We start from the raw sequence: 23367 nt of genomic DNA, 5'->3' as shown, positions 1-23367 counted from the left end.
CCGGTAGCCTGACACTCCAGGAGAGCGCCAATGAACGCCCGCACGAACCTCGAATTGTTCGCCGTCGGCGATCTACAGTTGATGACGCGCGAGCCTGGGTCCGATCTATTCGATCAGGCCACGCCGATACTGTCGGCAGCGGATATCACCTTTGGCAATTGCGAATGGCCCTATGCCGAGGAAGCCGGCGACACACACCCGGTCGAGGCTCACATCAACGACGATTTCGATCTCGGCGATCTGTTCGCGCCCGGTAGCCCGGAAGCGATCCGCATGATGGCGCGCGCGGGGTTCGACGTGATGTCCGTGGCGAACAACCACACGATGCACGGCGGCTACCGCGCCTTCCTGCGCACGATCGCGTTGCTGCGGGAAAACGGCATCGCGCCCGTGGGCGGCGGATCGGACATCGCCGCCGCCCGCGCGCCCGCGATTGTCGAGCGGAGCGGCCACAGGATCGGTTTCCTCGCCTGCACGTCCGGTTTCCTGCCTGGCGCCCATGCCGGTCGGCGGACGCCCGGCATCGTGCCCTTGCGCCGCCACAGCTACGCCGAGAACGCGTCCTGGGATAACTGGGGGACGGAGCCAGAAACCCGCACGCTGGTCAACCGCGAGGATCTCGGGCTGCTGATCGAAAGCGTGAAGACTCTGAAGGCAGAGACGGACATCGTCGTGCTGAGCTGCCACTGGGGCATCCTCGAACACCCGTCCGCGATTGCGGACTATCAGCGCGAGGCGGCGCATGCGTTGATCGATGCGGGGGTGGACCTGATCCTCAGCCAGGGGCCGCTCCCGATCAAGGGCGTCGAGGTCTATCGCGGCCGCGCGATCCTTTATTGCATGGGCAAGTTCGCGATGATCTCGCCCTGGTCACGCGACGAGACGCCATCGGGCATCTCAGCGCCGTTGCTCGACGAGACCAGCCGCGGTCTCGCTGCATCGGTAACGATCTCGGACGGAGTGATCACCGGCGTTCGGCTGGTGCCGGTCCATCTCGGCAGCACCGGCCGGCCAAAGCTGCTCGCACCCGGCGAGGAGTACTACGCCGATATTCTCACCCTGGTCCAGGAACGCACGGACGCCGCCAGGCTGAATGGCAGGATCGGCGCCGATGGCACGATCCCGCTCGCGTGACGACGGAAATGCCCTTCCCCGCCGCCCGCCTTGCGGACTGGCTCTCGGCCCATATCGCGGGTGCCCCTCCGGTCGAGATCCGCGACATATGCGAACCGGCGCAGGGCTTCTCGAGCCGCACCATATTGTTCACCGCGGCATGGACCGAGAACGGCCTCTTACGTGAACGCCCGCTCGTGGCCCGGCTCCAGCGCGACGTCGCAGTGCCGATGCTCGCCGACGTGTTCCACCAATATCGCGTTATGCAAGCGATCGCTGCCTACTCCAAGGTGAAGGTGCCGGCGGTGGATTTCATGGAGGACGACCCCGCGGTTCTGGGCACGCCCTTCTTCCTCATGGATCGGGTCGAGGGTCGCGTGCCGCCCGATTTCCCGAGCTACCACGAAAAGGGCTGGATCGCCGAGGAACTGGACGCGGGGGAACGCGAGCGCCACTGGTGGAATGCCGTACACGAGATGCACAAGCTCCACGCAATCGACTGGAGCGCCTTCCCCTTCCTCGCCGATGGCGCGACCAGCCCGCCGGGCGCGGTCTTCTATCTCGAGAGATTCGTTGCCCGCTGGTATCATTGGGCGGCGGACGGACGTGCCTTCCCGCTGATCGACGAGGCGTTGCGCTTCCTCATCGCCAATCCGCCGCCCAGTGCGCAATCGGGCCTTGTCTGGAACGATGCGCGTCTCGGCAACACAATGTTCCGCCACGATGGCGAGGTCGCCGCGCTGTTTGATTTCGAGGTCGCCTCGCTCGGACCGCCGGAGGTCGATCTTGCCCACTGGATGTATCTCGACGATGTCTTCAGCCTCAATTTCGGGATCGCGCGGATCCCCGGCATCCCGAAGGAGGAGGCCGCGATCGCCGGGTTCGAGCGGATCTATGGTTGGCCGATGCCGTATTTCAGCTATTATCAGGCGGTCGCCGCGCTCAAGATCCTGATCCTCTCGGTGCGCGATTACAGCAACAACAAGACGATGGATTCACCGGACGCGCTGCCGCACTTCCTCGTCGGCCGCGTGAAACTCTATCTCGAACGCTACGCCGCCTATTTGTCGGGTTGAGCAGGGCTTCTGCCATCTCATATCATGCCGCTGTGACGGCCACGGGAGGCTAGCAGTGCAGCAACACGCCATGGAGGCTGCGCGCGCTGTTGTGCTGGCGAGAGGCGCAAGCGCGAAAAGGAGGACCCTAGCGCCCATGCGGGATCGATTAGTAACCGCTCGCGCCTATCATAAAGCGACTTCTTTAACACAACCGCCCCCACCCGGACGTTCGTGAGCGCAATTGGTATTCTCCAAACCGGCCGTGTCAATCTCAACGCCGGTTGCGTTTAGGATGATGGTTGGTCCTTCGTCTTGCTGGGCGGGTGCTTGGCAAACAGTTTTGCGCCCCTGAGCGGCGAGAATGCATCGTCGGCCCAATGTGGGGTAGCGCCTGGAATGCCATAGCGGAACGGTCGTCCTTCAGGGATGTGCAATGTTCCGAACATCCAGTCATATATGGATAGGAATACACCAAAGTTGCGGAAATTGCCCCCGTCGCGGCCATAGCCATGGTGACTGTGATGGATGCCCGGCGAGATAAAGACATGTTCCAGCCCGCGAAATACCGGGCCGAAAATGGGGTGCCGCCTAATCGCGTCGTCCCAGCGAAAATCACTGTGAGTGAAGATGCCCCAGAAGGTAAAAATCACGATTGCCAAGCCGGCGGCCTGCGCCTGACCAAGATAAATCGCGAGCGCAAAAACCCAACCCAACCCACCGACCAAAATCCAAAACGGGCTGATGCGGAAGTTGAGAAGCACGTTCACATATTTGGCGGTGTGATGTGTGCGATGCATACGCCAAAACCAATCGAACCAGCGTGTGTCCTTCAACTGGTGGCTCCCGCGATGAACCCAGTAATTTACAAACTCCCCCAACAGGATGATGGCGATCAGCGCGGGCAGAAAAGGCACATTGCGCAAGGCTCCCTTTCCATCGGGGAAAATGTGGGCGATAGCCATGGCCACCACTGCAGTGCCAGTCGGCCGCATCAGCGCCGCGCCGAGGATGCATATTCCATTTACCAGCCAGTCGCCACGACTGTAAATCTTGCGGTGCCGACCCGCGATCACTTCCGCCAGCAAGATCATGCCAGTGACAGCCAATACCCAAAGCCCGAGATGGTGCATCGTCTCTTCCTAATCTGTTATGTCGATCCTTGCAGAGGTGGCGTGTTGCGTCTAATGCATATACATGCGAATATTGATGATATAGATGCATAAGCATGGATCTGCGTAACCTGCGCCATCTTGTCGCCATTGCCCGCCGCTTGAGCTTTTCACGCGCCGCCGAGGATCTGGGCCTTTCACAATCCGCGCTTACCCGCAGCATCCAGTCGCTGGAGCGACAGGCCGGGATGCGGCTGTTCGATCGGGATCGCACGAAAGTAAGCGTTACCCCGCTGGGCAGCATTGTAGTTGAACGGGCCAGTGCCTTGCTCGCGGATGCCGATGATTTCGAACGCATGTTGCGGCAAACCGCAAGGGGCGAAGAGGGGCGCTTGTGTTTCGGCATGGCACCGTTGCCAGCATGGACCTTGCTGCCGACCGCCCTGTCGGAATGGATCAACGCCGCGCCAGCGCTCACCAATGAGGTCGTGGTGCGCAATGTTGAGGCACTGTGGCCGCTTCTGATCGCTGGTGATATTGAATTTTTCGTCAGCGTGGAGGGGCAGGTGCCCGACGCCCCTCCCGTGCGAGCTGAGACGCTTGGCCTTTTCCCCTTCACGCTGATTGTCCGCGCGGGTCACCCTTTGCTGCTGGGAAACTGCCCTGGTGCGACCTTCCCTGTGCTGATATCGAGCCGGGGGGGCATCGACGTAACGTTACTCGCCGACCTGCGTGACTGGGCGGCAGGCCCACCACATGTGATCGAGGACTACAACACGCTGGTCTCGCTCACCAAAACGACCGATGCGATCTGGGTTTCATCTGCCTATTCCGTTATACGGGATCTTGAATCAAAAATGCTTTTTGCACTTGATCTCCTCAATGGCAGTGCTCCGGAAAATTTCCGTATGGTTATGTATTCGCTCGACCGCCGTTCCCAATCACCAGGAATGCTGAGGCTGAAGCAGGCTCTTCGGCAGCGAATACGAGACCTACAGGCTCCCTCTGAGCATAACCACGACGTGTAATTGTCAATGCTAAGCTGCAGGCCGTTAACGGGTCAACGTCTGCCGCTTCCTCGCAACATGAACGAAGGCTAATTTCAGGGACTGAATTTCGGTCCGAAATGACCGATATTTGGTGCCCAGGAGAAACTAGTCGCCACCTCGAAATGGCAGCTATGGACTATTTCGTGATCCAAAGCCGACAGGCAGAGAGGGCCCAATTTCTGCATTAAGAGCGAAAAGATGGAGGTTTCTTCTGCGGACCATCCGCTCATCGGTAGCAGGCCATGTTGTTACCCCAACAGGCCTGACAGTATCTCGCGTGTTTTCGCAATAAACTCGCAAGGTGATTGATAGCCTGAAGCTAGGCGCGGATGCACCTCGTTATAATGTGCGATCTAGCCGGGCAGTTGTGGATAACGTCTGATCGCAAGCGATGACGGACGGCGGCTCCATAGCCACCGTCCGTGCATGCCGTCCGGCCCCTATCCGTTTCAGCCCTTGGGCCCGAACCGATAGGTGGCGCCGATGCCCCAGGTGAACGGATCGCCGATATAGTCGATGGCCGTTCCCAGCGTAGGCAACTGATCCGCGAATGCGCGGGTCACATATTTCTTGCCGCCGATATTCCGGCCAAAGACCGCCAGTTCAAGATCGGGATTTTCGATCTGCAGCGCGATCCGTGCGCTAAAGAGGCCATATCCCGGAATGGTGTTGATCCGGTTGGCGATCGCTATGGCGTCGCGATAGGCTTGCGGACGACGCGGATCGGCGGTGAACAGGCCGAAATTCTGCTTGCCGATATAGGCATAGTTGGCGTGCAGCGTGAGTTCACCAAAGGATGTGGGAACCTTCTGCGTTGCCGAGAGGCTGAACTGCGTCTTGGGCATTTGCGGGAGGGACTCGCCACTGCGATTGACCGAGCAGCGGACCGTGCCGGCGGCCGTACCCGCCACGCAGTCGGAAACATTCGACCCGGCGACCGGAACGAACTGCTGTTGCTCGATAAAGGTACCGGACACATATTTGCCGTCCAGCAGGGCAAGATTACCGGACAGCAGCATCCCTTCCCAAGGTACGGCGCTGACTTCCACCTCTCCGCCATAGACGCGGGCGTCGCCGGAGTTGCGGAGGAACTGCGTGGTCGTGCAGGCGGCGGCCCCCAGCGGGGTGATGCAGTCGGATGCGTTGCGCTGCACATCCGATTGCCAGGAATAGAAGGCGGCGGTGTTGACACGCAGGCGGTTGTCGAACGCGCTGACCTTGAGGCCGAGTTCCACGTCCTTGACCTGTTCCGGCCGGAACGGCGGCGTCGCGGCGGAACCGTTACGCATGTTGAACCCACCGGCCTTGGACGCCGCGCTGGTCTTGACATAGGCGAACACGTCGTCGGTCACCTTGACATCCACGCCGGCAGTCCAGGCGGGATAGTCATATTTGACCGAGCGCGGCAGGCTGCACGGAGCAATGAAGCCGGGATTCGAGACCAGCTCGGGCGCGCAGGTGTTGGCGGCCAGATTGGTCCGGTTCAGCAGGACGACATTGCGCTTGTCCCATGTCCAGCGCAGACCCCCGGTCAGCCGGATCGCGTCGGACAGCTGGTAATAGGCCTGGCTGAACACGCCGACCGAGATATTCTTCACCGTGCCATAGTTGAGACCAAAGCCGAAATTGGGCGCGGGCGCGGCGAGGGCATAGGATCCAAAAGTCTGCGAGACGGAGGACTCCCGGCCCTTCTCGGTCGAATAATAGCCACCGAAAATATAGCTCAGCCGGTCGGTCAGATCGCCGGAGAATTGCAGTTCCTGGGAATATTGATCCGACTGATAGGCGCTTTCCGCAGCGAGAAACTGTGCAGGCGTGCCGTCCAGTTCGTTCAGGCCGATCGCATTGCTGTAGCGATAGGCGGTGATCGATTTCACGGCGACCGAGCCGATCTGGCCGTTGATCGTCAAATTGCCGCCATAGGCTTCCACCTTGTTGTAGGCGGCCGATCCACCCGCCGTCAGCTCGCGATAGCCGGTGGTCGGCGGGTTCGTCGTGAACGGAATGCCATAGGCGCTGTACCAGTTGGCCTTTGTGTGCAGAAATGGCGCGATCGGCGTGGCGGCGTTGATCGCGGCGGTCGCTGCGCCGGCGAGAGGATTGAACGCGGCGAGACCCACAAACTGGCCATGATCCTTCAGCACGTTGTAATCGGCGCTGAGGGTAACCGACCATTCGCTGTCGGCAGGGGCCCAGCGCAGCTTGGCACGGGCGTAATGGCTGTTGCGATCCTTGAGCGGGGTGTTGGAGGTCACGTTCCTCGCATAGCCGTCCCGATCGACGAAATCATAAACGAAGCGCGCCGCCAGTTCGTCGCCCTTGAGCGGCAAGTTGAAGACCGCGTCGACATTGCGATAACTGTAGTTGCCGCCCTGAAAGCGCAACTGCCCTTCAAGGTCGCCGGTGGGGTCGATGGTGACGATGTTGAGCGCGCCGCCGGTGGTGTTGCGACCGAATAGGGTGCCCTGGGGCCCCCGCAGCACCTCGGCGCGCTGGAGATCGATGAGGTCGGCCGAACCCTGCGAGGGGCGCGGTATATAGACGCCGTCCACATAGGTGGCGACCGACGGATCGTTGGCGACGCCCGGATTCAGGGCGGGCATGCCGCGAATGGAAATATAGACGAAGCCCGAACCGCCCGGCGCACCGGTCGCGATCGACAGGCTGGGCGCCGTGCGCTGCAGGCCCGCGGCGTCGCCGATCTGCGCCTGCTTGATCATCTCGGTCGAAAGCGCGGTCACGGCGACCGGGGTGGTCTGGAGATTTTCCGCGGTGCGCCGTGCGGTGACGACGATGTCCTCCACCCCCGCCGGCTGCTCCTGCGCCGCAGCCATCGTGGACACGCCCGCCGTCATAATGCACGACAAGGTCCCGATCGCCGTCGTGTTAAGCCATTTGCCTAAAGCCATGTCCCCCCTCCTCCATCATCGATAATCGTCGAGGTGTTTTCACCTTTGGTAATGAAGGGATGGCTAGCAACACGTCGGCCCATGGAAAACCCGCACCGGGCACCATGTCGTACTTGCGATGCTCTTCGTGTCCGTCCAGCGATGCTTGGCCCAAATCGCTATTCTATTTCGTGGAACCGATGTCCGTTTGGCAATCGAATGTCCGGGCGACACAATATGATTGAACTCGACCTGCGAACAACGCACCCACATAGTCCCGCCTCATAAGAACTTCATATGGGACGGGGTGCCGAGATGGCGATATCTACAGGCGATATCTTTGAAGGCCGGCCGTCGGGTGCGCGCGATACAAAGGCGGTTGCGCGGCGGCTGACGCCGGGGCTGATCTGGGCGCTCGGCGCGCTGTTCCTGCTGAACACAATGAACTATGTCGACCGGCTGCTGTTTGGAGTCGCACAGGAACTGATCAAGAAAGATCTGGGCCTTAGCGATTTTCAGCTTGGGCTGCCGGGCGGTCCCGCCTTCGCGTTCCTCTACATCATAGCGGCCTTCCCGATCGCGCGTCTCGCCGAGCGCGGAAATCGCGTGACCATCATATCGGTCAGCTTCGCGGCGTGGAGCGCCATGACGGCGCTGTGCGGGGTCGCGACATCCTTCGCGCAGATGCTGATCGGGCGTGCGGGCGTCAGCATAGGCGAGGCTGGCTGCGCGCCGCCATCGCACTCGCTAATTTCCGACTATTTCTTGCCGGAGCGGCGAACCACGGCCATGTCCGTCTACGGCGCGGCGGGGCCGGTAGGCGCGCTGCTGGCCGCGATCGGTGGTGGTTGGATGGCGCAGCATTATGGCTGGCGTTCGACCTTTCTGGCGTGTGGCCTGGTCGGCGTGATCGGGGCGGCCGCGTTCCGGCTGACCATGCGCGAACCCGCGCGCAAACCCGATCCGTCACGGCCCTCCTTCTTCGCGACCGTGAAACTGCTGTTCGCCAAGCGCAGCTTCGTCGCCGTCGCGGCAGCGGGCGGCGTCGCGGGCTTTGCGAGCTACTCTAACCATCAATATACCGTGTCCTTCCTGATGCGCGCGCACGGCCTGCCGGTCAGCAGCGCCGCCGTCGTGCTGGGACTGGCGACCGGGGGTATTGGCATCCTCATCATGCTGATCACCGGCCCGCTGATCGAGGGAGGGCGCAAGCGCTTTCCGGGCATCCGCACATGGCTGCCGGCTGTGGGACTGATCTGGTCGGGCTGCGTCTTTGTCGGTGCGTTCATGGTGAACGCGACGCCGGTCGCCATCGGCATGCTCTTCGCCGCTTCGCTGGGTCAGCATTTCTATATGCCAGCCATGTATACGCTGGCGCAGGACGTGGCGCCGCCATCGATGCGGGCGACAGCGGCGGCGCTCATGATCGGCGTCATCTCGCTTGTCGGCTACGGGCTTGGCCCCCCACTGGTGGGGTTGGTCAGCGATACGCTGGGCCAGCTTGCGATGGTGTCCTACGGGACTACGAGCGAGGCCTGCGCGCAGGCCACCTCACCGGCCTGCGCAGCCGCGACGGCGCAAGGGTTGCGGCTGTCGCTCAGCATGGGATCGACGGGCTTCATCCTGGCGGGCTTGCTGTTTTGGCGATCGGGCCGGTCGATCGCGCTGGACATGCACAAATGACCGGCATCGCGATGGGACTCGCCAGTTGGCAGCAAATACGGCATAATCGCTCCAAGCTACGCGGAATATATCTTTGTGAGCGGGAGAGGTAATGGCAAACGCGCGCACCCTGACGGACGCGGCGGGCGATGTCCTTCCGTGCCAGCCAGTCACGGCATCCTATTTCCATGTCGAGAACAGCATCGTCGCGAACGGCATTCGCGCCGACATCCGTCATTTCGCTTGGGAAAGAAGCTGCGACGCCCGGTTTGAACCCGACAGCCATTATCTCGACTATTCGCTCGGTCCGCGCGCGCACGGCGCACGGCTGCTGTCCGAAGGACGGCGCAACACGCCGCCCTTTGGCGAGGTCGCCTATCTACCCAAGGGTTCAGCATTCGAGGCGCATTGCGAACCCAGCGAATATCGGGTGCTGTGCCTGACGTTTGAAGCCACAGCGGCGGAGCGTATCTTCCAGAACGAAGACCTTCCGTCCACGCTGCGCCCCTGCTTCGACGTGAAATCCCCCTGGGTCCGGCAGGGTCTGGCGCGGATCGCGGAGGAAGTACGTAACCCCGGCTTTGCGAAGGATATGTTGGTCGAAACCATCGCCATGTCCTTGGTCGTCGATCTGTGCCGTCATCTTCAGGGTCGGCAGATATCGGACGACATGACCAACGGGCGCATGGCGGACTGGCGCCTGCGCCGTCTGCAGGACCGTATTGAAGCCGGGCTGGCCGGTCCGTTGTCGATCATCGACCTCGCGCAGGAATGCGGGCTGAGTTCCCGGCACCTGATGCGGACATTCAAGAATACGGTCGGCATGACGATCAGCAATTATATCGCCGATGCGCGGATCGCGCAGGCCAAGCGCGACCTGGTTCAGGAGGGCGCAATGATCAAGGTCGTCGCCGGCAATTGCGGTTTTCAAAGCGCTGCCGCGTTCAGCGCGGCCTTTCGCAAGGCGACGGGCCTCAGCCCGCGCGGCTTCCGCCAGGAGATGTTGCACGGCACGCATTGAGTGCGCCGCACACCCATTTTCTGTCGGCCCGACGATAGTTGGTCGCTTTGAAGGCCGTAGCCCGTATTTACGGGCTGCCGTGCGAGCGGCACATTCCCAGCCAGTGCAAATTGCTGGAATGACCATGAGCGACTATTTTGAACGGCTGCTGGCGGACCCGACCTCCTTTCACAACGCCCCGTACGATTTGGCTTTCACGCTGACAATCGAACAGATCGAGCAACTGCACCTGGAGGGTGCTCGCAAGCGGTTCGGGGAGTTGCGGCCCAGGCTGTCCGTTCTGGACAAGCTCGCGCGGGAACAGGATATCGAAACGATCGACGCGATCGACGATATCGCTCCCCTGCTGTTCCCCCACACGGTCTATAAAAGCTATCCGATCAGCTATCTGGAGCGTGCGCGCTTCGACAAGCTGACCAAATGGCTGGCCGGACTGACCACCACCGATATCAGCCATGTGGACGCGTCGGGTATTGAATCCATTGACGATTGGCTCGACCTGCTGGACGCCGAGACCGACCTGACCGTGGCCCATACGTCGGGCACGACCGGGAAATTGTCCTTCGTGCCGCGCAGCAAGGAGCAGTGGCGCCAGACCATAGTCCATTCGGCGACGATCATCCGCCACTGGTGGGGCCGCGACAGTGGCCCGAACATCCTGGAGGACAAGATACCGATCATCATTCCGGGCTATCGCTACGGCGCGGCAGCGATGCAGCGCGGCAACGGTATCCAGGTCGATCTGTATGCGGGCGGCGAGGAGAATGCGCTGTTCATGTATCCCGAGGCACGGTTCAGCGCCGATGTCGCATCGCTGGCGGGCCGTCTGCGGGCGGCGGAATCGCGCGGCGAAGCCGGGATCGGCGACATTCCACAAATTCTTCTCGATCGCCGCGAATCGCTACTCGATCTCGAACGGCGACGGCCGGAGGATGTGCGCCATTTCTTCGCCGAGGCGCAGCGGCGGTTCGGCGGAAGGGATGTCTATGTCACCGCCATGTGGGCGATATTGTTCGACTGGGCGGAGGAAGGCCTGAAGCGCGGGATCAAGAACATCTTCGGGCCGGGCAGCGTGCTGCTGACCGGGGGGGGCAAGAAGGGCAAGGACATGCCCGACGACTGGCGCGAGCAGGTGCTGGAATTTCTGGGCTTCAGCAATTTCTACGAGATGTACGCCACCAGCGAGATGATGGGGCTGTGCATGATGTGCGAGCATGGCAATTATCACATACCGCCCGTGATCATTCCCTTCCTGCTTGATCCCGCGACGGGCACACCGCTGCCGCGCAAGGACGGCGCCACGGGCCGCTTCGCCGGTCTCGACCTCATGCCCAACAGCTATTGGGCAGGGCTCATCACCGGCGACGAAATTACCCTGTCGGGCTGGGAAAAGCCCTGTGCCTGCGAACGCACCGGGCCGCATGTCGTGCCGCCGGTACGCCGCTATAGCGAAAAGGAGGGCGGCGACGACCGCATCGTCTGCGCCGGCGCACCTGAAGCGCATGACCGCGCGCTCGAATTTCTCGCCGAACTGTCGATGTGAGGGAGGAAATCACGATGTCCCACGAATTCCATGTCCCACTGATCATCCGCGGCGAAATCATCGCCAATGCCACGATCGTGCATGGCGGCCGCCGGGGCGGCGCCAGCTTCCGCGCGCCCGACCTTGCCGAACATATCGGCAAGCTGACGCTGCGGACCCCCTCGCATATGGCGGACCTCTATACGATCAGCTTCGAGGATATTCTCGATTATCTGGTCGCGCTCGGCCAGCGGCTCGATTTCGAGAGCAACCAGCATGTGCAGGAGGCCTTCCGGCTCTCGTGCATCACCTCAGGACTGTCGGAGAGCATATTGCGGTTCCATTATTCCCACCTCGGCGGGATGTTCGATCGCGCCGAGATGCGCGCGATGATGGAGCGGAGCTGCGGCGTCGACTATCTGGAGGGCTGGGTCGATCAGGGGCCAAGTCGCTTCACCGGCCTGTCGGCCCGGACCCGTGCCTTTGGCGCGCGAACCATTCACGTCATCGCCGGCAACGCGCCCATCGTGAGCATATTGACCGTGATCCGGAATGCGCTGACGCGTTCGGACGCGGTGATAAAACTCCCGTCCAACGACCCGCTGACCGCCGTCGCGCTCGTCCGCACCATGGTCGAGATGGCGCCCGATCATCCGATCACCAAACATATCTCCGTCGCCTATTGGAAGGGCGGCGATCAGGCGATCGAGGAAGCGATCTACGACCCGCGCGGGGTCGAGAAGATCGTGGCCTGGGGCGGCTTCGATTCGGTCAAGCATATCACCCAATATCTCCAGCCCGGCATCGACCTGATCACCCAGGATCCCAAGATGAGCGGCACCATTATCGGCAAGGAAGCCTTTGCCGACGATGCGACGTTGCAGTCGGTCGCCAAACGGCTGGCGTTGGACGTGGGCGCGCAGAATCAGGAAGGCTGCGTCAGCGCACGGGTCATCTATGTGGAATCCGGCACCGACGAAGATGGCGTGGAGCGCGCCAATCGCCTCGGCGAACTGACCTTCGCCGCGCTCCAGCATCTTCCCCTGCACCTCAGCACGCCCCACAAGGCGTTCGATCAAGCCCTCAAGTCGGAGATTGACGCTGTCCGCCTACAGGACGAGGAATATCGCGTGTTCGGCGGCCGCGGCAACGAAGGCGCGCTGATCGTCAGCCAGGAGGATTATCCGGTCGACTTCTCGCGCGACCTTGCCTGCCGCGTCGGCAACATCGTCCCGATCGATTCCTTCGAGACGGCGGTGCGTTCGGTCAACGCCTATACCCAGACGATCGGGATATTTCCCGAATCCCTCAAGGAGAGGCTTCGCGACCGCCTGGCCTTCCAGGGCGCACAACGCCTGGTGTCGCTCGGCGGCGCCGCGACGATGCAGCATAATATGGAAAAACAGGATGCGATCGAACCGGTCCGCCGGATGGTCAAATGGGTGACGGAGGAGAGCGCCGACGGGTCGATGCTGGAAGGACTGGCGGGATGATGGATCTCGTCATCCGCGGCGGCACCGTCATCGACGGCAATGGCGGCACACCCTATGCTGCGGACGTCGGCGTGTCCGACGGGCGCATCGCCGCGATCGGCGATGTGGCGCCGGGCCGGGAGGAGATCGACGCCAGGGGGTTGATGGTCACACCCGGCTTCGTCGATATCCACACCCATTATGACGGGCAGGTCACCTGGTCCGAAACACTCGCCCCCTCCTCCTCTCACGGCGTGACGACAGTGGTGATCGGCAATTGCGGAGTCGGCTTCGCGCCCTGCCGCCCAGACGACCGGGCCGCCCTGATCAACGTGATGGAGGGGGTCGAGGATATTCCCGAGGCGGTGATGGCGCGCGGCCTGCCGTGGAACTGGGAAAGCTTCCCCGAATTTATGGACGCCCTCGACGCGCGGTCATGGGATATCGATGTCGCGGTCTATGTGCCCCATTCGCCGATCCGCGTCTATGTGATGGGCCAGCGCGGCCTGGACCGCGAAGCTGCGACGCAGGACGATATCGCCCGCATGGCCGCGCTCGTCACCGAAGGGCTGAAAGCCGGGGCTGTGGGCTTTGCCACATCGCGCACCATGGTCCACCGGCGCGGCGACGGCGAACATATACCGAGCTTTCACGCCGCGACCGAGGAACTGGCGTCCATCGCCGGCGCGGTCGGGCGACTGGGGCGCGGCGTGCTTCAGATGATCCCCAACCTCGATTCCGCCGATTATGATCTCGATGTCGGCCTGCTCCAGCGGATGGCAACGGAATCGCAGCGGCCGGTCACCTATTCACTCGCCCAATGGGGAAGCGACCGGACCGGCTGGAAACGCACGATAGAGGCGATGCGCGGCTATAACGCCGCCCGGGGCACCCGGTTACACGCGCAGGTTTTTCCGCGCCCCATGGGCGTCATCTGCGGGCTTGACACCTCCTTCCACCCGTTCAGCGCGTGCCCCAGCTACGCGCCTCTGGCGGCGCTGCCCCTCGCCGAACGTGTCGCGGCCCTGCGCGCCCCGGCAATGCGGGCGCGGCTTCTGACGGAGGAGCAATCCGGCGAGCCGCTCGCCGGGATGAACGCCCTGATGCGTAATTTCGACGCCATCTACGTGCTCGACAGCCTACCGGATTACGAGCCCGGCGCGGATCGCACCGTTGCGGCGCTGGCCGCGGAGCGCGGCATTGCGCCTGTCGACATGGCCTATGAATGGCTGCTGCGCGACGAAGGGCGGGCGTTGCTGTTCGCGCCCTTCTCTAACTATTGCGATGGCAATCTGGATGCGGCGCTCGCCATGATGCGCGATCCGGAAAGTGTGATCGGTCTGGGCGACGGCGGCGCGCATTATGGTCTGATCAGCGATTCCAGCTATCCCACCACGCTGCTCACTTTCTGGACGCGTGATCGCAAGGGCGAGCGGGTGAGTCTGCCATGGGCGATCAAGGCACTGAGCGCCGAGAACGCCGATTTCCTCGGCCTTGCGGATCGCGGACGGTTGAAGGTCGGACTAAAGGCGGACATCAATGTCATCGACCATGCCAGCCTTCGCCTGCACAGCCCCCGCGCCGCCTATGACCTGCCCGGCGGCGGACGGCGCCTCATGCAGGATGCGGAGGGCTATGTGACCACCATCGTCAACGGCGTGGTGATCCAGCGGGATGGCCAGCCGACCGGCGCAAGGCCCGGTCGACTGGTTCGTGGAGGACGCGACTAAACGGGATCAGACGCGCGGGCGGACTTCGGTGCCGCCCGTCAGGCCCGCCCGGATGAAGTCATAGCTCAGGAAATCGTGCGGAAAGCCGAGGTCGATCCGGCTTACCGCGTCGAGCCGGGCGAGATGATCTGCAGACAGCGAGATGCACAGCGCCCCGATATTGTCGTCGAACTGGCGAAGCGTCCGCGCGCCCAGCAGCGGCGACGCGACAGCGGGGTTGACCAGAGTCCACGCGATGGCGACCTGGGCCGATGTCGCGGCAACCTCATCGGCGATTGCCTGCACCGCATCCGCCACCGCCACCGTCGCAGGTGTGACGCGGCCCACCGCCTCGATCATCGCGCCGCGACCGCCCGCCGGATCGGACGGCGCCTGCGCGCTGGTCGCATATTTGCCCGACAGCAGCCCGCTGGCCAGCGGCGACCAGGGCATGACGCCCAGACCCAGTGTCTTTGCCGCCGGGATCAAGTCCCGCTCCGTCGCGCGCTGGAGCAGACTATATTCCACTTGCAGCGCCGCAAACTGTGTCCACCCGCGCAATTCGGCGATGGTCTGGAGCCGCGTCACCTGCCAGGCGGGCGTATCCGATATGCCGATGTAGAGAATTTTGCCCTGACGGACGAGGTCGTCGAACCCGCGCAATATTTCGTCCGCGGGCGTCGTGTCGTCCCATACGTGGAGGAAGAGAAGGTCGATCCTGTCGGTGTTCATCCGTCTGAGACTATCCTCCACCGCGCGGACCATATTCTTGCGCCCGTTACCGGCGGCATTGGGATCCCCCTGCCCGACCGCGAGCGAATATTTGGTCGACAGCACCAACCGCTCCCGCTTTTCCTTCGCGAATTTGCCGGTCAACGCTTCCGATCGGCCCTGGGCATAATAGCCGGCGGTATCCACGAAATTGCCGCCCTGATCGACATAGGCGTCGAAGATGCGGCGGGACTCCGCCTCGTCGGCGCCCCATGTCTCGCCGAAAGTCATGGTGCCCAGGCACAGCGGCGAAACGCGCAGGCCGGAACGTCCGAGCAGGCGGTAATGGTCGAGTGAGAGTGGGGACGTCATCTGTTCAACAACTCCGAGGATTTTCGGTTACAACCCAGTGCATCATCCGGTGTAGCGGCCAACCGCCGTCATGGGGCGTACCACCGAATTTCCCGGCGTTGATGTTCCCCAGTCCTACGATGCGTTGCACGCCGGCGGCAGCGAGCCCGTCGCGCAGGTCCGCAATGCGCGCGGGCGGATAGACGCCGACCGACTGTGTGGCGACGGTGACATGCTCCAGCGCGTCCTGCAGCCGATCGACTTGTACGACATTGACGAGCTTGCCGCCGGGATTGAACGCCACCGGCTCGCTCGAACGGATCACGATACCGCCGCCGTCGGCCTGACCAAAGACGCGGTAGACCGGCTCCAGCATGCCGAGCATGTCCAGTTCCTCCAGGATCGGCTGCACCGGCGTCGGCCCGCCGACGCCGGTGCCATAATGGCTGTCCTTGGCCATTTCTTCGACCAGTCTTTCGCAATAGGCGTCGACCTGATCGGTATCGCCCTCGATGAACTGGAAGCGGGCGCAGCTGCACGCATCCTGATTGAACGCGACGACATCGGCGGCGCCCTGCGCGGCGGCCTGGCGCACGGTCTGGTCGCTGGCGAAGGCTTCGTTGCCCACCAGAGAGATGGAGACCTTGGGATCGAAGGAGATGATCTCGAATCCGGGCGCTGCATATTTCATCGCATGACGCACAGCGGCATCGCCGCCCCACACCGCCAGCTTGTCATAATATTGTGAGCGAAAGACATTGCCCTCGATCGCCTGATCGCCGCCGCGCCAATAGGCGGCGGAAAAGGAGCGTGTGACGGGGTAGTTGGGGCCGACATCCGCCATGGTGCGGAGCAGCGCCGTCGCGGTAAACATGTCGTTCGACGGCATCTTGAGCAGGTGAACGCCCTTGCTGATCGCACCGCGCACGATGGTGATAGGCGGAACGATGGGCGCATTTCCGGCCAGTATATGGACGACGCGCGGCGGGAATGCGCGTATGTCGACACGATTGCCGCGTACCTCACGCGTTTGCCAGCCATCGACGGCATCCAGCGGGCCAAGCGATCCCGCCGCTTCGGCTTCCACCGCATCGCGATCGAAGAAGCGCGCAATGTCGCGGTAGCAATTCTCCAGGATGCGCGCGCCGAGATTGTTGCAGCGCAGGTTGCGGAGCGCAGCCTCTTGCAGATGGGCGTTGCGATCGAAGTCCAGCGCCTTGCCGACCTCTGCGAGGAAATCGACGATCTCCGCGAGCGGCGTGTCGAACGCCGGGCCGGGCTCGCGCCGGGACCAGATCAGCGAATCCAGGTCGATGGCGGGTGTCATGACGATATCGCCGGTCGCACGCGACTTGTGCTCGACCGCCGCGTCGATGATCGTTTCGCCCTTGATGACATGGGGGACGACGATGCGCTCGTCCTGAATGATTTCATGCAACATCGAACGTTCCTTTCGTTTAGGCCGTGATGGAACCGCGCACATAGGAGTCGATCGACCCGGCGCAGGTCAGCTTGTCCTCACCCTCTTCCAGATCCTGATAGCGATTGATCGATCGGATGATCGGCGTCTTGACCCCGTCGAGGTTGGAACCGAATTCGACCAGCACTTTGTCGCCGGAGATGATTCCGCCCCACCGGCCATCGGCCAGAATGTCGAAAAACGCCATGCGCCCTTCGACGGTGCCTTTGCGGTCGGCGGGATTGAGCAACTTCTCGCCCCCCTTGTCTAGGATCAGCGGCACCAGCCACGGCGGCGTCGCATAGACGTCATGCGGCTGGATCAGCGCGCAGAATCCGCTCATTTCGACCATGGCATAGCTGTTCGACAGCCGATCCTTAGTGACGCCGAAAAAGCGGGTGATCTGCTCCTTGTAATCGTCCGGAACCTTGGCGCCCTTGGTGCCGCCACCGGTGGAAATGATCATCTCCGGATGGAAATCGCCGTCCTGTATCCCGCGCGTACGCAGCGCCTCGACCAGCTGCCACAGCACGCCCCACATCGCACCGATATAAATCGGCCCGTGGCGACGGTCCGCAATCGTGTCGATCCAGACCGTCAGCTCGTCGGCGCGGCACGCCTGCCGGGCCGCCACCTGATCCTCATAGGCCGCAACCTCCGCCGGTCCCACCTTGCCCGCGGCCAGTAGGCGGCGAAGCTGCGCTGGGCGCATCGCGTCCATCGCCCGGATCGGATCGTTGCTCAAGCGGTGAAGTTCGCCGGGCGCGGCCCAGCGCTCGAAGTGCCGCGTGCTGACCTCGGTCATCTTGTGCGTGCCCTTGGTGGGCATCATCGTGAAGACCGAACGGTCATGGTGCGGTTTGAATCCCGGCGTCGAAAGATCGAATGCCGCGAGGCAGGCCGGCACGCAATATTCCCGGTCCTGCATTGTCTGGTTGAGGAAGGATGATTTGCCGGACGTGCCGCTCGACGCATAGATGAAATGACCGGCATCGTGGCAAGCATCGATCCATCCGTCGATGTCCTGAACCCCGGAGACGTCGATATTAGCGGTGGAATAGGTGGAGAGCGTACCCAGCCACATATTCATATGCTTCCATTGGCCGCCGTCCACAAAGGCCTCGGGATAGCTTTTGTAATTGGTGTGGGCGAACAGCAGCGGTACGATATCGTCCAGAATGTCTACTGAATCGATGCCCATTTCCTTCGCGCGCTTGTCGAGCACCCTGATCTGCTGCCGCCGCTCCGCAAAGCGCTCACGGACGGCTTCCATCTGAAGCTCGGCAAGATTGTCAGGCGCGTTCCGAAACGGATCGGCGGTCTTTGCGTAGGCGATCAACTCTTCTACGGCGGTCATGCGGCATCCTCTTGTGCATTGGTTTGCAGCCGAGGATTAGGCGATGGAGGCCTGAAAGCCCCGCACAATTGCTTTTACAGAAGCGACGAACCGTCGCCATCCGGCCAAAAAGCCGGTCGGGGTCGCTATTTCCCCGATCCCGGCCGGTCCGTGACTGATCGCTGTGATGAATGGTTCTGTCTGGGTGACAGAAGGTTAACGAACGACAGATAGCGATGGCTTGGCCGCCCCCAAACAGTATGAAAGCGGGAGAGCGACGCGAGTTTGCCGATGATGTATCTTTACCAGACGTATGCGACGGGGGCTGCAACCTCACCGATGTCGTATCCGACCTAAAGTCGAACGCCTTGACCTTCGCGCGTTGCCATAGGGAGGCCTGAACGTCCGCTATTGAGCTTCCTTTGCCTAGGAAGCTAACAGTCGCTTTCCCACCCATAACGCCATCCCCATTAAGAATTTGAGGCGCTTGGGCCGTGCATTGTGTGGAGATGAATGAAGGGCGGCTTCCAGAATCATCATCTTTATTCCGGAACGGCAAAAAGTGGCGCAAAGGAGAAAATGAAGGCTACCGCTACAATGGCAGCTTTGGCCACAGGCGCGCTCCAAAGCCGACCGAGCAGAATGTCCCAACCCTTGCCGAAAAACGGCCCGGCTGCATGATGCAAATTCTTGCCGCAAGGCGGACCGGCGGTGCAGCCCCATCGACATCCGCATGCTCCGCAGCAGGTCAGCTCGCCTTCCCGCCGCCCTCCCCTGCTGTGTCCAAATTTGTGCGTTGCCCATTATTATCAACAATCGTCCGTTGTGGCATATCGAGCAGCTGATCTAGCGCGGATGCAGTCAAGCACCTGAATTTGCTACACAATATGCCACTCCAGACTGGTCTCTTAATCAGCGGGTCCTTGGTTCGAGCCCAAGTGATCTGCCCCCACCGAGTGGGCCGTGTTGATTGTTAATGGATTATGCTCGCCGCCGCTATATCCGGGCGGAGGTGGAGCGAAGCGGAACCGGAGACCGGATATGGCGGTGAAGCCGTTTCCGGGGCTGGTGGTCGATATCCCAAGCTGCTGTGCGGACGGACGGTGTTATAATGCCGCCGCCACGCTTCGATCAGCACTTTCGCCTCGGCGAGGCTGTAGAAGATCTCGCCATTGAGCAGTTCGTCGCGCAGCGATCCGTTGAAGCTCTCATTATAACCGTTCTCCCATGGTGATCCTGGTGCGATGTAGAGCGTCTTCACGCCGATCTGGCCGAGCCATTTTTGGACAGCATTGGCGGTGAACTCGGCCCCATTATCGGATCGTATATGTGCAGGCGGGCCACGCGAGATGAACAGGTCCGCCAAAGCTGCCAGTACGTCCTCATGTTTGAGCTGGCGAGCAACGATGAGCGCCATGCACTCCCGGCTGGCCTCATCGATGATGGTCAGGATGCGGAACTTTCGGCCATCATGCGTGCGACCTTCGACAAAGTCGTAAGCCCATACATGCCCCGGATATTCCGGGCGCAGTCGGATGCATGATCCATCGTTGAGCCACAGGCGTCCACGTTTTGGCTGACGTTGCGGGACCTTGAGCCCCTCACGCCCCCAAATCCGCTCGACCCGTTTATGATTCACCGTCCATCCCGCATGGCACAGCAATGCCGTCACCCGGCGATAGCCGTAACGACCATATTGCTTTGCCAGCGCGATGATGTCCTCGGTCAACGCCTGCTCGTCATCTGCCCCGCGTGGCACGTTGCGCTGCGTCGATCGATGCTGGCCCAGCATCCGGCATATCCGTCGTTCGGATACCGGAAGCTCCCGGCGCACATGATCGATACAGCATCGCCGCCGCGCAGAGCTTAGAAGTTTCCCCGTGCAGCTTCCTGCAAAATCAGCTTGTCCAGGGTCAGATCTGAGATCGCCCGGCGCAGCCGCAGGTTCTCCTTCTCCAGGTCCTTCATCCGCCGCGCTTGATCGGTCTTCAGACCCCCATATTCCTTGCGCCAGCGATAATAGGTCTGCTCGCTAACTGCGATCCGGCGACAAGCCTCGGCAGTGCTCGCGCCCTGCGCCAGCACGATCTCAACTTCACGCAGCTTGCCGATAATCTCTTCAGGCTTGTGCTTCTTGAATGGCATTCGATGTCCCTTTCGTGGTCCAGACTATCATAGTCTCTGGGCCACTCAGCAGGGGGCAGATCAAAGTGCGTCGAGCAGTTTTGACAGTAAGAATAAAAGGATGGGAAGAATGGCTAACCGTAATCGCCATAACATTGGGAAGACCAAGTCGCGATTGACTCGTTCGCCAATTTCTGCAAGAATTCTTGTTTTTCTTGTTAAAGCACTCGACTGCGCCGCTAGGAACCTCGCTGGCCGCTTACGCTTCAAATCAAAGATTTGGCCAGCGAGGTTCCTAGCGGCGCAGTCGATGTATAAGTCGTTCGCTAACGCTCAATTGTGACAGCTCTGGAAAACTTGTCAAGATAGCGCTCACGTAAAGGTGAATGGCCTTATCACCGAGCATGTGCAACGTCCCATGCGCCACCGGCCTCCCAAGCCCGCAGCACAGCGACAATGAAGATCATGTCGTCGGGGTCGAGCGCCCCGCTCTCAACACCGGGCAGGATTTGCAGCTCCACCCATACGTCCAGCGAGCCGAACCAAGCGGTGAAGGGCGAAGGCCGTGGCTTCCGAGCATCCTCAATCCGCTTCACACGGCGTTGGAGTGCCCGGAGACTCATGTGGTCAGCTAAGCCCGAACCGCTCGCGCAGACTGTCCGGTCGCGCGCGCTGGGTGATGACCACAACGGGCGGCGCTTCCACAGGCGCGGGTTCCGGCTCCGTTGCTGGCACCGCCATAGGCGCAGATGGCACCGACCGCCCTTCGAGCAGCGCCGTTGCGATACATGCGACGCGGAGGTTGTGGTCCAGCACGCCGCCAGCGAGTAGCTGCTGCTCGTCCGATACCCCGAAGTGGCGCTCAACGATGCGCGGCGCGTATTCGATGGGCATCCCATACTTGTCCGCCGTCCGAGCGGAACCGGGTTCTTCAGCTTTCATATGCACCTTCAGCTTGCGCAGCACGTCGAACATATCCGCGCGGATTTCCGGGTCATCGCAATCGCGCATGACCTCGCAGCATGTGGTCACTACGACCTGCCGCATCTCGCCTCGCTCCTGATCGTTCATGCCTTGAATGGCAGCGCGCATCGGGTCGAAGCGGCTGGTGCAAAGTATGTCGCGGTGATTTAGCGGCACGACATAGAGCGGGTGCGCCATCTGGTCCGCCATCCCGACAGCCCAATCCACGCAAGCCTGATACTCGGTGATGGGCATGTAGCGCGTGGACATGGTGCGGCGCACTTGGGGATCATCAGTGGGACCGCTCCATCCGACATAGACGAACACGTCATCCGGTTCGGGCTGCTCGGTGATGACCACATTGCGGGTTGTCTGAATCCTCATGCCGGAGCCCCTACGATGGGAGTTTCAGGATGGCCGGTCGCGCTCGGCCTTTTTTGCAGCGAAGTGCAATTAATTCCATTTTACGCTCGGGCACCGCTCGCCTCCTCAAGAGCCTCAACGCGGGCGGTCAGTTCCTCGGCCTGCCTCACATCGGAGAGGGCTTTCAGTGACTCCACGATAAGGCGGCCGACATCGGGTGCCAGCAGCCCGCCAGCAATTGCATCAAGCACCTGGGCGACCTGCCCGCTGATCGGCGCGTCGGTGTCCAGGTGGAAGTTCACCTTCTCGGCCTGAGCCTTTATTGAAGGCAGGCACTTCGCCAAGATTATCGCGGCAGCGTTTGAATCGCCCTCTAATGCCTTCCCGACCAGCACCGCCACGATGTTCCGCATCTCGTCGAGCATCTGCTGTGTGGCCAGCAAACGCCGGTCGGGAATGCCTGCGGGCCTGCCAGAAGGATTTGGTGACGGCCCTCCAGCGATCCATGACGGATTGCCAGGACCGCGAGGTTCGGATGGAACAGGCGGAGGCACAGGCTTCCAATCGGTGCCCCACGGGGGCTGGATGGTGGCGGTCATCGAACTACCCTCGATTTGATTAGAACAAGCGTCAGACGGTGAACGGCTTGTTTGATTTGTCCCGTTGTGCGCGCAATTGCGCCGGGGTGATCTCGCCGGAATACTGGCCATGCAGTTCGAAGGTATTCCCCTTGATCTTGATGGTGCCGACCGCCTTGGCGACCTCCTTTTTCAGCACGCCCATGCGTCCGTCGATGAGGTCGCGGGCGGCGGTGACAGCGCGCAGGCGCTTGGCGAGGCCGGGGTTGAACCGCTCGTGATACTCGCGGAGCAGAATGCCCCTCATTTCTTCATCGAAGCCGGACAGCATGGCGGGTGCACCAAGCACGGCGGATGTGGTCACCTGATCGCCGATCTCCATCGCCTGCCTGAAAGCTGCGTGGCGTTCGCCGTCATTCTTGAGACCCTTGAAATGGGCGCGGATTTCGCCGCTCACCATCTGCGAGGCTTGGGACACAACCTCCTTCGTCATTTCCTTCTCCCACGCCTCCACCTTGGCGTTGAGGCTGGACGACGCGGTGTCCCACAGCGGATAGACCTTCGCGATCATGCGCTTCTGCGCATAGTCATCGACCTTCAGGAGCTGCCCCGCTTCGTTGAGCGTCGGGTCGTCCGCCACCGCCGCCTTGGCGTCGTGGATTGCGCGCAACGAAGTAAATGCCTCGCTGAACGCTGCCTTGGCAGGACCGACATAAGACGCGGTGTCGTCGTCGTAGTCTGCGATGGTGAGCATCGCGGCTTCGGGGTCAAGATCGAGGCTGACGCGGATGTCAATTTCATCGGACATTTGGACCTTCACTTTCGGATGAAAGATACACTGCCCTTACACGGTAGCTATTTGTGCTGTAGTTCCGCAAT

At 61.7% G+C, this 23367-nt stretch carries 18 protein-coding genes; 8 read left to right on the top strand and 10 right to left on the bottom strand.

Annotated features, from left to right (window positions below; translation table 11 throughout):
• The first annotated feature begins 30 nt into the window (after positions 1-30).
• Both WFR25_RS11840 and WFR25_RS11835 read left to right on the top strand, forming a co-directional pair.
• On the top strand, positions 31-1134 hold the full coding sequence (locus tag WFR25_RS11840; protein ID WP_336971105.1) for a CapA family protein: 1104 nt from the start codon (positions 31-33) through the stop codon (positions 1132-1134).
• The gene (locus WFR25_RS11835; protein WP_336971103.1) at positions 1131-2189 is read left to right on the top strand and encodes a phosphotransferase family protein; all 1059 of its coding nucleotides are present in this window, start codon (positions 1131-1133) and stop codon (positions 2187-2189) included. Before WFR25_RS11840 ends, WFR25_RS11835 begins: the two co-directional genes overlap by 4 nt.
• Positions 2190-2458: 269 nt before the next feature.
• On the opposite strand, the gene WFR25_RS11830 is transcribed toward WFR25_RS11835, so the two are convergent.
• Positions 2459-3301 (bottom strand): sterol desaturase family protein, encoded by an 843-nt coding sequence (locus tag WFR25_RS11830; RefSeq protein ID WP_336971102.1) that lies wholly within the window; start codon positions 3299-3301, stop codon positions 2459-2461.
• A gap of 95 nt (positions 3302-3396) precedes the next feature.
• On the opposite strand from WFR25_RS11830, the gene WFR25_RS11825 reads away from it, so the two are divergent.
• Positions 3397-4308: a LysR family transcriptional regulator gene (locus WFR25_RS11825; RefSeq protein ID WP_336971099.1), complete on the top strand. Its 912-nt coding sequence runs from the start codon at positions 3397-3399 to the stop codon at positions 4306-4308.
• Positions 4309-4778: 470 nt separating this feature from the next.
• Here the strand turns inward: WFR25_RS11825 and WFR25_RS11820 are convergent, their stop codons facing one another.
• Complete coding sequence (locus tag WFR25_RS11820; protein WP_336971098.1) at positions 4779-7238, bottom strand: TonB-dependent receptor; 2460 nt, start codon at positions 7236-7238, stop codon at positions 4779-4781.
• Positions 7239-7532: 294 nt separating this feature from the next.
• Here WFR25_RS11820 and WFR25_RS11815 point away from each other — a divergent pair, with 294 nt between their 5' ends.
• From WFR25_RS11815 to WFR25_RS11795, 5 genes are all read left to right on the top strand, one after another.
• Positions 7533-8900 carry a spinster family MFS transporter gene (locus WFR25_RS11815; protein ID WP_336971096.1) on the top strand — a complete coding sequence of 456 codons (1368 nt, stop codon included), beginning with the start codon at positions 7533-7535 and terminating at the stop codon, positions 8898-8900.
• A gap of 91 nt (positions 8901-8991) precedes the next feature.
• Positions 8992-9900 carry an AraC family transcriptional regulator gene (locus WFR25_RS11810; RefSeq protein WP_336971095.1) on the top strand — a complete coding sequence of 303 codons (909 nt, stop codon included), beginning with the start codon at positions 8992-8994 and terminating at the stop codon, positions 9898-9900.
• Between the two features lie 124 nt (positions 9901-10024).
• Positions 10025-11443, top strand: a complete 1419-nt coding sequence (locus WFR25_RS11805) for a phenylacetate--CoA ligase family protein (protein WP_336971094.1) — start codon at positions 10025-10027, stop codon at positions 11441-11443.
• A gap of 14 nt (positions 11444-11457) precedes the next feature.
• Positions 11458-12915 carry an acyl-CoA reductase gene (locus WFR25_RS11800; RefSeq protein ID WP_336971093.1) on the top strand — a complete coding sequence of 486 codons (1458 nt, stop codon included), beginning with the start codon at positions 11458-11460 and terminating at the stop codon, positions 12913-12915.
• A complete protein-coding gene (locus WFR25_RS11795; protein WP_336971091.1) occupies positions 12912-14624 on the top strand; it encodes an N-acyl-D-amino-acid deacylase family protein in 1713 nt (570 codons plus the stop codon). Before WFR25_RS11800 ends, WFR25_RS11795 begins: the two co-directional genes overlap by 4 nt.
• Before the next feature lie 6 nt (positions 14625-14630).
• Here WFR25_RS11795 and WFR25_RS11790 read toward each other — a convergent pair whose 3' ends face one another.
• The 8 genes from WFR25_RS11790 to WFR25_RS11755 all read right to left on the bottom strand — a co-directional run bounded on the left by WFR25_RS11790 (position 14631) and on the right by WFR25_RS11755 (position 23296).
• Positions 14631-15686 (bottom strand): aldo/keto reductase, encoded by a 1056-nt coding sequence (locus WFR25_RS11790; RefSeq protein WP_336971089.1) that lies wholly within the window; start codon positions 15684-15686, stop codon positions 14631-14633.
• Between the two features lie 4 nt (positions 15687-15690).
• Positions 15691-17106: an acyl-CoA reductase gene (locus WFR25_RS11785; protein ID WP_336971087.1), complete on the bottom strand. Its 1416-nt coding sequence runs from the start codon at positions 17104-17106 to the stop codon at positions 15691-15693.
• A gap of 16 nt (positions 17107-17122) precedes the next feature.
• On the bottom strand, positions 17123-18481 hold the full coding sequence (locus WFR25_RS11780; protein ID WP_336971086.1) for a hypothetical protein: 1359 nt from the start codon (positions 18479-18481) through the stop codon (positions 17123-17125).
• A gap of 952 nt (positions 18482-19433) precedes the next feature.
• Positions 19434-20605, bottom strand: a protein-coding gene (locus tag WFR25_RS11775; protein WP_336971085.1) for an IS3 family transposase whose coding sequence is annotated in 2 segments (ribosomal slippage) — positions 19434-20341 and positions 20341-20605 — 1173 coding nt in all. Because the reading frame shifts where the segments join, the coding sequence is not laid out codon by codon here.
• 374 nt (positions 20606-20979) lie between these two features.
• Positions 20980-21207 (bottom strand): hypothetical protein, encoded by a 228-nt coding sequence (locus WFR25_RS11770; protein ID WP_336971084.1) that lies wholly within the window; start codon positions 21205-21207, stop codon positions 20980-20982.
• 4 nt (positions 21208-21211) lie between these two features.
• Positions 21212-21931, bottom strand: coding sequence for a hypothetical protein (locus WFR25_RS11765; protein WP_336971083.1), 720 nt, complete (start codon positions 21929-21931; stop codon positions 21212-21214).
• An 80-nt stretch (positions 21932-22011) separates the two neighbouring features.
• On the bottom strand, positions 22012-22335 hold the full coding sequence (locus WFR25_RS11760) for a hypothetical protein (protein WP_336971082.1): 324 nt from the start codon (positions 22333-22335) through the stop codon (positions 22012-22014).
• Positions 22336-22540: 205 nt separating this feature from the next.
• Complete coding sequence (locus WFR25_RS11755) at positions 22541-23296, bottom strand: hypothetical protein (RefSeq protein ID WP_336971081.1); 756 nt, start codon at positions 23294-23296, stop codon at positions 22541-22543.
• Positions 23297-23367 lie beyond the last annotated feature (71 nt).

It is taken from the genome of Sphingobium aromaticiconvertens (assembly GCF_037154075.1).
Classification (GTDB): Bacteria; Pseudomonadota; Alphaproteobacteria; order Sphingomonadales; family Sphingomonadaceae; genus Sphingobium; species Sphingobium aromaticiconvertens.
The sequence above is the reverse complement of the archived record's forward strand: the minus strand, read 5'-3'. Positions and strand labels throughout refer to the sequence as shown.

Bases quoted from the DNA above. Each gene is read 5' to 3' on its own strand.
- WFR25_RS11840 (WP_336971105.1), top strand. From the start codon at position 31: ATGAACGCCCGCACGAACCTCGAATTGTTCGCCGTCGGCGATCTACAG.
- WFR25_RS11830 (WP_336971102.1), bottom strand. From the start codon at position 3,301: ATGCACCATCTCGGGCTTTGGGTATTGGCTGTCACTGGCATGATCTTG.
- WFR25_RS11825 (WP_336971099.1), top strand. From the start codon at position 3,397: ATGGATCTGCGTAACCTGCGCCATCTTGTCGCCATTGCCCGCCGCTTG.
- WFR25_RS11820 (WP_336971098.1), bottom strand. From the start codon at position 7,238: ATGGCTTTAGGCAAATGGCTTAACACGACGGCGATCGGGACCTTGTCG.
- WFR25_RS11815 (WP_336971096.1), top strand. From the start codon at position 7,533: ATGGCGATATCTACAGGCGATATCTTTGAAGGCCGGCCGTCGGGTGCG.
- WFR25_RS11810 (WP_336971095.1), top strand. From the start codon at position 8,992: ATGGCAAACGCGCGCACCCTGACGGACGCGGCGGGCGATGTCCTTCCG.
- WFR25_RS11805 (WP_336971094.1), top strand. From the start codon at position 10,025: ATGAGCGACTATTTTGAACGGCTGCTGGCGGACCCGACCTCCTTTCAC.
- WFR25_RS11800 (WP_336971093.1), top strand. From the start codon at position 11,458: ATGTCCCACGAATTCCATGTCCCACTGATCATCCGCGGCGAAATCATC.
- WFR25_RS11795 (WP_336971091.1), top strand. From the start codon at position 12,912: ATGATGGATCTCGTCATCCGCGGCGGCACCGTCATCGACGGCAATGGC.
- WFR25_RS11790 (WP_336971089.1), bottom strand. From the start codon at position 15,686: ATGACGTCCCCACTCTCACTCGACCATTACCGCCTGCTCGGACGTTCC.
- WFR25_RS11785 (WP_336971087.1), bottom strand. From the start codon at position 17,106: ATGTTGCATGAAATCATTCAGGACGAGCGCATCGTCGTCCCCCATGTC.
- WFR25_RS11780 (WP_336971086.1), bottom strand. From the start codon at position 18,481: ATGACCGCCGTAGAAGAGTTGATCGCCTACGCAAAGACCGCCGATCCG.
- WFR25_RS11770 (WP_336971084.1), bottom strand. From the start codon at position 21,207: ATGAGTCTCCGGGCACTCCAACGCCGTGTGAAGCGGATTGAGGATGCT.
- WFR25_RS11765 (WP_336971083.1), bottom strand. From the start codon at position 21,931: ATGAGGATTCAGACAACCCGCAATGTGGTCATCACCGAGCAGCCCGAA.
- WFR25_RS11760 (WP_336971082.1), bottom strand. From the start codon at position 22,335: ATGCTCGACGAGATGCGGAACATCGTGGCGGTGCTGGTCGGGAAGGCA.
- WFR25_RS11755 (WP_336971081.1), bottom strand. From the start codon at position 23,296: ATGTCCGATGAAATTGACATCCGCGTCAGCCTCGATCTTGACCCCGAA.